Below are 9,571 nucleotides of genomic sequence, written 5' to 3' on the forward strand. Positions count from 1 at the left end.
CCTCGCTCACGCCAGGCACCCAAGCAGCGTCGACTCCAGCTCCCGGCACCGCCGGGTAGCACGGTGCCCAGGATCCGCCCGACGTGGGTCTTCACCGTCGCCTCGGCCACGTGCACCCGGGCGGCGATCTCCGCGTTGGACAGCCCCTGGGCGACCAGCAGCAGCACCTCCCGTTCCCGTTCGGTGAGCTGCGCGAGTCGAGGGTCGGCGCTGGGGGCGGCGCCGAGCTGCCCGGCGAACCGGTCCAGCAGCCGCCGGGTGATCGACGGAGCCACCACCGAGTCGCCCTGGGCCACCACCCGGATCGCGGCCAGCAGCTCCTCCGGCGGGACGTTCTTGAGCAGGAAGCCACTCGCCCCGGCCTGCAGCGCCGCGAACGCGTCCGCCTCGGTGTCGAAGGTGGTCAGCACCAGCACCCGAGGGCCACCCGCTGGCCGCTCGGCGCAGAGTCGACGGGTCGCCTCCACCCCGTCCATCGTGGGCATCCGGATGTCCATCACGACCACGTCGGCCTCGGTGCGGGCGAGCACCCGCAGGGCGTCCGCGCCGTCGATGGCCTCCCCGACGACCTCCAGGTCGGGCTGGGATTCCAGCACCATCCGGAACCCGGCGCGGACCAGCGCCTGGTCGTCCACGATCACTACCCGGATCGTCATGCCGCGATCACCTCCGTTGCCGGCTCTGACGGTAGCGGCAGCCGAACCTCGACCTGCCAGCCCCCGGTCGGCCGGGGACCGGCGGTGAGGCTGCCGTCGTACACCGTCACCCGCTCCCGCATGCCGAGCAGGCCGTGACCGCCGGACGGCGCCGGGCTGACCAGCGGGCGGCCGCGACCGTCGTCGACCACCCGGACCACGACGGCCTCGGCGGTGTACGACAGCACGACCTCGACGCCGGCGCCGACGCCGGCGTGCTTGAGGGCGTTGGTCAGCGCCTCCTGCACGACCCGGTAGACGGTCAGCTCCAGGCCCGGCGGCAGGGCCGGTGGCACACCGGTGACGGTGCTGCGGACGTGCAGACCGGCGTCGTCGAACCGGGCCAGCAGGTCGGGCAGCTCGGCCAGCGCGAGGCGTCGGTGCTCGGGGTCGGCCGCCACCGCGAGCCCGTCGGCCCCGTCCGCGTCGGCGGGGCCGGCGGGGCCGGCGTCGCGGAGAACGCCGACCAGGCGGCGCATCTCCTCCAGCGCCTGCCGGCCGGTGTCCGCTACCACCTTCACGGCGGTGCGCGCCTGGGCGGGGTCACGGTCGAGCATGAACCGGGCCCCGTCCGCCTGGACGATCATCACGGCCATGCTGTGGGCGACCACGTCGTGCAGCTCACGGGCGATCCGGGTGCGTTCCTCGGCGACCGCCGCCCGGGACTCGGCCTCCCGCTCGCGTTCCAGGGTGGTGGCCCGCTCCTCCAGGCTGAGCACGTAGAGCCGGCGGGTCCGCACGTTCAGCGCGACCAACCACACCGCGCCGGTGACCAGCGCATACCACAGCGCGGTCACCCACCACTGGATGACGTTGGGGGTCTGCGCGGCGGCCAGCAGCACCCCGACGGCCGCGACAGCGCCGGCCAACACGCCGTCGCGCAGCCGCCGGCCGTACTTCACCACGCTGTAGAGCGCGATCAGGACGGCCACGTCGTAGATGAGTGGACCCCAGCGGGCGATGACCTGGATCAGCGCGAGCGCCGCGACCGCGACCGTCACCGCGCTCGGGTGGGTGCGGCGGAACAGCAACGCGACCGCCATCCCCAGGCCGACCGCCGTGGCCGCCCAACCGCCCGGCTGGTTCACCGCCGCGGCCAACGAGACGAGGACCACCAGCGCGGCGACGGCCACGTCGAAGGCGACGCCGCGCAGCGGGCGACCGAACAGGGTGCGTGTCACGGTCACCCAGCGTACGTGCCGGGGCGCTCGGGCTCAGCCGCCGAGGACTTCGCGCATGCGGTCGATCTCGACGGTCTGCTCGGTGGCGACAGAGTTGGCGAACTCGTTGAGCGTCAGGTCGGAGCCGACGGTGAGCAGGTTGGTGGCCATCTCGATGGCGCCCTGGTGGTGCTCGGTCATCATCCGGACGAAGAGCGTGTCGAAGTCAGCGCCACGGGCCGCGGCGAGCTGCCGCATCGCCTCTGGCGACTGCATGCCGCGCATGGTGCCGTGGTCGTGCCCCTGCACCTCCGCCGGGAGGCCACGGGTCTGCAGCCAGCCGCGCATCATGCCCATCTCCGGCCCCTGGCTGGCCCGGATGCGCTCGGCGATCGCCCGGACGTCGGGGTCGGCGGCCCGGTCGGGGGCGAGCTCCGCCATCGCCAGGGCCTGCGCGTGGTGCGGGATCATCATCCGGACGAACCAGACGTCCAGCGAGTTGTGCGGGGCGGGACCGGCGTCGCGGACCTCGTGCGCCGGGCGGGTGGCCGCCGTCTCGCCCGGACGGCCGGGCGCGATGACGGTCAGGTCGGTGGGGACGGGGCTGGCCGGGGGCGACGCGGCGGAGGTGGCGGGGGCGGAGACCGGCTGCGGTGCGCCCGTACCGGTGTCGCCGTCGAGGCGGATCACCATGAACACCACCAGCGGCAACACGAGAGCCAATGTGACGACGGCCAGGATGCGTGCGCGCCGGTTGGTCATGGGCCACTCCCTGCAGTCGAGGTCACCGCGATGCTATCCATTGAAGAACCCGCTTTCATGTGATCCAGCTCACATCGACGATCTTCGTCGGACGGTAACGTGTCAACCATCGTCTCCCCCTTGCGAAGGGCCCCGCCGATGATCAGATTCCACAAGCCACGGTTACGACAACTGCGTGTCGTGGCGCTCGCCACGACCGGCCTCCTCGTCGCCAGCGCCCTCGTCGCCCCGGCGAGCAGCGCCCAGACGGTGCCGCAGGCGGCCCCGGCTCCCGCGCTCACCAACGCGATCCCCGGCGTCGACGAGATCGTCAGCAGCCCCAACCTGCGCCAGATCGCCAACGTGCCCAAGGTCGCCCCACTGGACGCGACGAACAGCGACATCGCCTTCCAGGGCAAGTACGCGTTCGCCGGCAACTACAACGGCTTCGTCATCTACGACATCTCGCGGCCCAGCGCGCCGACGGTCAAGGCCCGGGTGCTCTGCCCGGGGTCGCAGAACGACATCTCCGTCCACGGTGACCTGCTCTTCCTCTCCACCGACTCGTCGCGCAGCGACGACTCCTGCAACAGCACCACGCAGGGAGCGGACGTGAAGGGCTCGTGGGAGGGCATCAAGGTCTTCGACATCAAGGACAAGGCCAACCCGCGCTACATCAAGTCCGTCGAGACCGCCTGTGGCTCCCACACCCACACCCTGGTGCCGGGCAAGGACCGCAAGGCCGTCTACCTGTACGTCTCCTCGTACAGCCCGCGGGCCGAATTCCCGGACTGCCAGCCGCCGCACGACTCCATCTCCATCGTCAAGGTGCCGCTGAAGAAGCCGACCGAGGCGGCAGTGGTCGCGACGCCGAACCTCTTCCCGGACGGTGGCTTCCCCGGCAGCCCGACCGGCTCGGCGACCACCGGTTGCCACGACATCACCGCCTACCCGTCGAAGGACCTGGCCGCCGGCGCCTGCATGGGTGACGGCATCCTGCTCGACATCAAGAACCGCGAGGCCCCCCGGGTCATCAACCGGGTCCGGGACGAGACCAACTTCGCGTTCTGGCACTCGGCCACCTTCAACAACTCCGGCACCAAGGTGATCTTCACCGACGAGCTGGGTGGTGGCGGGGCGGCGACCTGCAACGAGACCGTCGGCCCGAACCGCGGCGCGGACGCCATCTACGACATCGCCGGCCGCGGCAACGCCCGGACGATGACCTTCCGCAGCTACTACAAGATCCCCCGGGCGAACGCCGACACCGAGAACTGCGTGGCGCACAACGGCTCGCTCATCCCGGTGCTCGGCAAGGACATCATGGTCCAGGCGTGGTACCAGGGTGGCATCTCGGTGTTCGACTTCACCGACTCGGCCAACCCGAAGGAGATCGCCTTCTGGGAGCGCGGCCCGCTGTCGGCCGACACCTTCGTCGGCGGCGGCACCTGGTCCGCGTACTACTACAACGGCCACATCTACTCGAACGACATGGTGAAGGGCCTGGACGTCCTGGAGCTGAACGACTGGCGTACCTGGTCGGCCAAGCTGACCCGTTACCAGGAGCTCAACGTGCAGACCCAGCCCAGCTACCTGGGCTGGTAGGCACCGCGCACCACACCGGGCCCGGTCCCCGATCGTCGGGGGCCGGGCCCGGCCCGTGTCCGGCGGCAGGTCGCCACGGTGGGGCTGGTCACCAGGGCGTGGGGTTGCCGGGCACCTGGTCAGACCCTGTGTCAACGTGAACAGTTGTGACCCTCGCAGCCCCGCCCGAACCGACCACGCGTTGGCGGCCCCACCCGCTGGACGTGGTGGCGGCCGTCCTCGCCGTCGTCGGGGCGGCCTGCGCGTTGAGCGGGCTACTCCCCCGGGCGGAGACCACCGCCACCCTGCACCGGATCCTGCCGCTGCTGCTGTTCCTCGGCACCGTGATCGTGCTCGCCGAGCTGACCGCGGTGGCCGGTGTCTTCGACGTGCTGGCCAGCCGACTGGCCATCGCCTCCCGGGGCAGGTGGGCCGCGCTGTTCCTGCTCTGCGGCGGTCTCGCCACGCTGACCACCCTCGTACTCAACCTCGACACCACAGCCGTACTGCTCACCCCGGTGCTGCTCGCGCTGGCCCGCAACCTGCGGATCCCCGCCGCCCCGCTCGCCGTCACCACGGTCTGGTTGGCGAACACCGCGAGCCTGCTGCTGCCGGTGTCGAACCTGACCAACCTGCTCGCCGCCGACCGGGTCGGGCTGGCACCGCTGACGTACGCGGCTCGGATGGCGTTGCCGCAGTTCGCCGCCGTGGCGGTCACCATGGCCCTGCTCTGGTTCGGATGGTGGCGGCGGGAGCGGCCCGCCGGTGGACGCTTCGTCCCGCCGACCCGGCACGTACCGGCCGACCCGGTGCTGCACCGTACGGCGCTCGCCGGTTGCCTGATCTTCGTCGCCGGCATCCTCGCCGGCGTGGAGATCGAGATCGCCTCCACCGTCGGGCTCGCGCTGGTGCTGGTCGGGTTCCTGGTCCGCTCCCCCACCACGCTGCGCCCGGGGCTGGTCCCGGTGCGCCTGCTGTTCTTCGTCACCGGCCTGTTCCTGGTGGTGCAGACCCTCGGCCGGCACGGCCTGGACGACCTGGTCGGCACTTTGGTCGGCGCCGACGGCGGCGCCCTGGGCGCCCTGCGCGCCGGCGGCACCGGAGCGCTGCTCGCCAACGCGGTGAACAACCTGCCCGCCTACCTGGCCGGCGAGTCGGTGCTGCCGGCCAGTGACCACACCCGCCTGCTGGCCCTGCTGATCGGCACCAACGTCGGCCCGCTGGCCGCCCCCTGGGCGTCACTGGCCACCCTGCTGTGGTTCGAGCGCTGCCGGGCGGCCCGGGTCGCGGTGCCGGTGACCCGCTTCGTGCTGACCAGCACCCTGCTCGCGGTCACCGCGACGCTCGCCGCGGTCGGCGCGCTGCTGCTGGTGAGCTGAGCGCTCAGTCGCGGTACACGGCGACCTGAAGCTCGGTGACGCCCTTCTCCGGGGTGTCCGGGCAGTAGTCGAGATAGACCTCCCGGGCAAAGCCGTCGGTGCGGTAACCGTTCTCCTCGATCCACCGGGCGAGCGCCTGCATGCTCGGCTCGACGTCGTCCATCGCCCCGTGATGAATGATCGTCGCGGCGGTGCGCAGCTCCGGCAGGTCGCGCACCGTGACGTCGGGCGCCGCGGACGGCTCGGCGTCGACGAGCACACCGGCGTGGACGACGACAGCGTCGCCGCCCGGGTCGACGGGCTCGTACCAGGCGATGCTCGGCCCCGTCGGGGTGATCCTGGCGGCGCTCAGCCGACGGAACAACTCCGGGTAGAGCGGCTGGATCACCGGGCCGATGTCCTCACCCTGGTAACTGGGCGCGACGGCGGTCAGCTCCGCCACGCGGACCGACGCGATCTCCTTGAGGACGACGTCCTGGGTGGTCATCCGACCCTCCGACTCGATCATTCGAAGCCTCGCCTCGACGGCCGTGAGCCGGGCGGTGTCGGCGGCCAACTGTTCCGCCAGCTGGCTCCGGCGCAGCCGCAGCATGCCGCGCAACTCGGCCACGTCGACGGCGTCGTCGACGATGGAGCGCACCTGTTCGAGGGTGAGGCCCAACTCCTTGAGGGCGATCACCCGGTTGAGCCGGCGCAGCTGGTCGGCGCGGTAGAAGCGGTAGCCGGTGTGCGGGTCGACGCTGGCGGGAGGCAGCAGGCCGATGCTGTCGTAGTGGCGCAGCATCCGCACCGACACCCGGCCGAGTCTGGCGAAGTCTCCGATGGTGAACATGGCCCCCTCACACTCGTCCCTGACACCGTGTCAGAGTCAAGCGTGGCGTGCGGGGCAGCCGTCAGTGGCGGGCGGGGCGCGGGCCGACCAGCCGGCGGACCATCGGCGCGGCGTTCCACTTGGCCGCGCCGACCAGGTCACGGGCGTGCTCCAGGACCGTGTAGTCGGGGCGGGTCAGCCCGTCGGCGATGGCCCGGTCCAGGTCGTTGCCGCAGCGGCTCAGCACGGTGTCGAAGTCCCGACGGACCGGCTCCTGCAGGTCGTAGCCGAAGGAGCGGTGCAGCCGGGCGAAGAGCGGCTTGTACAGCCGGACCCGCTCGTGCAACCCCGACGAGTACGACATCGGGTTCTTCGGACGGCGGAGGATGTAGTCCGGCAGCACGTCGGCGAACGCCCGCCGGACGATCCACTTCTCCTGGCCGTGGCGCAGCTTCAGATCCACCGGCAACCGCATCGCCAGCTCCACCACGCTGAGGTCGAGGAACGGCACCCGAGCCTCCACGCCGTACGCCATCGCAGCCCGGTCGACGCGTTGCAACTCGGTGCGGCACAGGTTGCGGATCCGGTGCAGGAACAGTCGGCGGGCCGCCGCCGGGGCGACCTGGTGATACATCGGGTACCCGCCGAACAGCTCGTCGGAGCCGTCGCCGGTCAGCACCACCTTGATGCCCAGGTCGCGGAGCCGCCGGAAGATCGGCACCGAGACGACAGCGTTGATGATGTCGCCGTACTCGGTCAGCTCGGAGATCCGGACGGCCTCGCGGACGTCGGCGAGCCGGATGTCGCGCGGGCGCAGTTCGACCACCACGTGTGGCACGTCGAGGTCGGCGGCGAGCCGCCGGGCGTACGCCACGTCGGGGCTGTCCGCGACGCCGACTGTCACCGCGACGCAGTCCGGGTGAATGTCGCGGACCTGCCGCAGGGTCAACGAGCTGTCCAGGCCACCGGAGAGCACCACCCCGACGGTCAGGTCGGTTTCCACCCGCATCCGGATCGAGTCGCTGAGCGCGGCGCGGACCAGCAGCGCTGCCTCGTCCGGGTCGTCGATGACCGGTAGGCCGTCGGCGATGGCGAGCAGGTCGACGTACGGACTCAGTCGCACGTGCCCGTCCGCCTCCGCCCAGCCGTGGTGCCCGGGCGGCACCTCGGCGATCGGGGCGCCGTGCCCGACGAGCGCCTTGACCTCGGAGGCGAGGTGCAGGCAGCCGGGTCGTCGGGACCAGTACAGCGGCTTGACCCCGAGCGGGTCGCGGGCCAGGTACGCCCGGCCGGTGGCCCGTTCGACGACCGCGAAGGCGTACTCGCCGCGGAGTCGGGTCGCCGCCGCCTCGCCCCACTGCTGGAACGCGGCGAGCAGCACCTCGGTGTCGCTCTCGGTGCGGAAGGTCTGCCCCAGGCGGGTCAGCTGCGCCCGCAACTCCCGGTGGTTGAAGATTTCGCCGTTGAAGCAGAGCAGCCACCGCTCGTCGGTCGACGTCCACGGCTGCACCGCCCGGTCCCGGTCGACGATCCGCAGCCGCCGGGTGCCGGCGAGCAGCCCGCTCTCGGACCGGGTCTCGGTGACCTCACCACGCGGGGCCAGGGCGGCGAGCATCCGCCGGAAGGTCGCCGGGTCGGCCTCGGGGCCGATGCTCAACGCGATGCCGCACACCGGCTCAGACCCCCATCTCGGCCTCGTAGGACCGGCGTAGGCGACGCCGGGCGGTGGGCGCAAGACAGAGGTGCCAGGCCTGCCCCTCGTCGATCACGTTCAGCTCACCGGCCTCCTGCCGGCTCAGCAGCAGTTCCGCCAGGGCCTCGCGCGCGCCGAAACGCTCGAACCAGGCCAACTCGACGTCGGCCGAGTAGCCGAGGCAGTGCCCGCTGGGCAGCATCGCCGCATAGCCCAGACGGCGCAGCCGGTACTGGTGTTCGGCGCTGCGGACCAGGCTGGTCACCCAGAGCGGCGGGGTGGCCGGCGGCGCGACGGCGGAGAACTCCCGTCCGATGTCGTTGAGCAGCGCCACCACCTCGCGCCGGGCGCGGCGGAACAGCAGCCCCGCGGTGCGCGGGGTCGCGTCGGGTCGCAGCCGGCGACGCAGCCCGCGGGCGGCCCGGCCCAGTATCGTGGCGGGCTGCTCCTGGTAACGGAAGCGCAGCAGGTCGCGGCGGCGCAGCCATTCCAGGTCGACCAGCTCGGGGCTGCCGTTGACCTGGTCGTCGGTGACGAAGGTCGGTGCGTCCTGCCACCACAGCACGTCGATGCGGGAGAGCAGGTAGATCCGGACCAGCGCGCTGAGGTCGGTCGCCGACGTGCGCTCGTTCGGTTGGTAGCGGGCCATCTCCAGCAGCAACGTCTCGCGCGCGCCGATCAGCCCCTGCGGGGTGGCGTCGAGGACGGCGGCGAGCGCCGGTTCCCGCAGCCGCTCGTCGATGAGCACCTGCCGGGCCCGGGTGCTCGCCGCGTCGGCCAGTGCGCCGACCTCGACCAGCAGTTCGGCGACGGCGGCCCGGTAAGCGGGCAGGTCGGGGGCGGGGGCGGACACGCGGCGGGGGGTCGCACCGGAGGGTCGACGGCGGGCCGGAGCGGTGGGCGACGGAGGCGAACCGGGCTGCTGTCCCGGGCTACGGCTGGGCACTCGCATGACGGGTCCCTCTCTCCGGTCACGGCACTGGGTAGGTTCGCCCTGAAACACACCGTAATCATCGGGACCGGAACGGACCGAACATTCCTCCTATTTCCCCTCGAAGGGTGCGCGGACGACGCACCGGCCCGGGCGGTGGCACGTCAATGTGGCGCCTTTGGAGCTGATGTCGTCAACGAATCACCACCGCCGCGCCCCGTCCTGGCGGCGGCCCGCCTGGGGAGACCACCCGAGCGCGAGCCCGAAGCCCGGAGCAAGCGGGCCCGTGATGTCACAAACGATTCAGCTCCAAAGGCACCGACCAACCCACCACCCACCACCATCGGGCCGTCCCGCGCGGGCCCGAACACGGCCGCGCCGACCGGACGCAAAGCACGAGCCAAGCCCAAGCCCACCACGCACCGCCGAGCCCCCCGGGCCGCCACCGTCAGTCGCCGCCCGTCGGCACCAGGGCCTGCACCTCGGCGTACGACGGCAGTCCCCCCGCAGCGGTGGGTACTGCTCCTCGGCGGACAGGTGCCGCGACAGCGCGGCGGTGAGCACCGCCAACCCCTCC

General features: G+C 72.0%; 8 protein-coding genes. 2 read left to right on the forward strand and 6 right to left on the reverse strand.

Annotated elements, in window-relative coordinates:
• The 3 genes from ABZ749_RS20790 to ABZ749_RS20800 form a co-directional block, all read right to left on the reverse strand.
• The coding region (locus tag ABZ749_RS20790; RefSeq protein ID WP_357230054.1) for a response regulator transcription factor at positions 1-656 on the reverse strand (656 nt) is incomplete at its 3' end.
• The gene (locus tag ABZ749_RS20795; RefSeq protein ID WP_357230056.1) at positions 653-1,882 is read right to left on the reverse strand and encodes a histidine kinase; all 1,230 of its coding nucleotides are present in this window, start codon (positions 1,880-1,882) and stop codon (positions 653-655) included. The genes ABZ749_RS20790 and ABZ749_RS20795, both read right to left, overlap by 4 nt.
• Before the next feature lie 27 nt (positions 1,883-1,909).
• Positions 1,910-2,617: a DUF305 domain-containing protein gene (locus ABZ749_RS20800; protein ID WP_357230058.1), complete on the reverse strand. Its 708-nt coding sequence runs from the start codon at positions 2,615-2,617 to the stop codon at positions 1,910-1,912.
• A 138-nt stretch (positions 2,618-2,755) separates the two neighbouring features.
• Here ABZ749_RS20800 and ABZ749_RS20805 point away from each other — a divergent pair, with 138 nt between their 5' ends.
• Positions 2,756-4,201: a hypothetical protein gene (locus ABZ749_RS20805; protein WP_357230060.1), complete on the forward strand. Its 1,446-nt coding sequence runs from the start codon at positions 2,756-2,758 to the stop codon at positions 4,199-4,201.
• A 146-nt stretch (positions 4,202-4,347) separates the two neighbouring features.
• On the forward strand, positions 4,348-5,559 hold the full coding sequence (locus ABZ749_RS20810; protein ID WP_357230062.1) for an SLC13 family permease: 1,212 nt from the start codon (positions 4,348-4,350) through the stop codon (positions 5,557-5,559).
• Positions 5,560-5,563: 4 nt separating this feature from the next.
• Here ABZ749_RS20810 and ABZ749_RS20815 read toward each other — a convergent pair whose 3' ends face one another.
• From ABZ749_RS20815 to ABZ749_RS20825, 3 genes are all read right to left on the reverse strand, one after another.
• Positions 5,564-6,391 carry a MerR family transcriptional regulator gene (locus tag ABZ749_RS20815; protein WP_357230064.1) on the reverse strand — a complete coding sequence of 276 codons (828 nt, stop codon included), beginning with the start codon at positions 6,389-6,391 and terminating at the stop codon, positions 5,564-5,566.
• A 61-nt stretch (positions 6,392-6,452) separates the two neighbouring features.
• Positions 6,453-8,042, reverse strand: a complete 1,590-nt coding sequence (locus tag ABZ749_RS20820; RefSeq protein WP_357230066.1) for an asparagine synthase-related protein — start codon at positions 8,040-8,042, stop codon at positions 6,453-6,455.
• Positions 8,043-8,046: 4 nt separating this feature from the next.
• The gene (locus ABZ749_RS20825; RefSeq protein WP_357230068.1) at positions 8,047-9,015 is read right to left on the reverse strand and encodes a DUF5715 family protein; all 969 of its coding nucleotides are present in this window, start codon (positions 9,013-9,015) and stop codon (positions 8,047-8,049) included.
• Positions 9,016-9,571: the final 556 nt, after the last annotated feature.

Source organism: Micromonospora sp. NPDC047753, from assembly GCF_040642735.1.
In the GTDB taxonomy this organism is placed as follows: domain Bacteria; phylum Actinomycetota; class Actinomycetes; order Mycobacteriales; family Micromonosporaceae; genus Micromonospora.

Bases quoted from the DNA above. Each gene is read 5' to 3' on its own strand.
- ABZ749_RS20815 (WP_357230064.1), bottom strand. From the start codon at position 6,391: ATGTTCACCATCGGAGACTTCGCCAGACTCGGCCGGGTGTCGGTGCGG.
- ABZ749_RS20825 (WP_357230068.1), bottom strand. From the start codon at position 9,015: ATGCGAGTGCCCAGCCGTAGCCCGGGACAGCAGCCCGGTTCGCCTCCG.
- ABZ749_RS20800 (WP_357230058.1), bottom strand. From the start codon at position 2,617: ATGACCAACCGGCGCGCACGCATCCTGGCCGTCGTCACATTGGCTCTC.
- ABZ749_RS20805 (WP_357230060.1), top strand. From the start codon at position 2,756: ATGATCAGATTCCACAAGCCACGGTTACGACAACTGCGTGTCGTGGCG.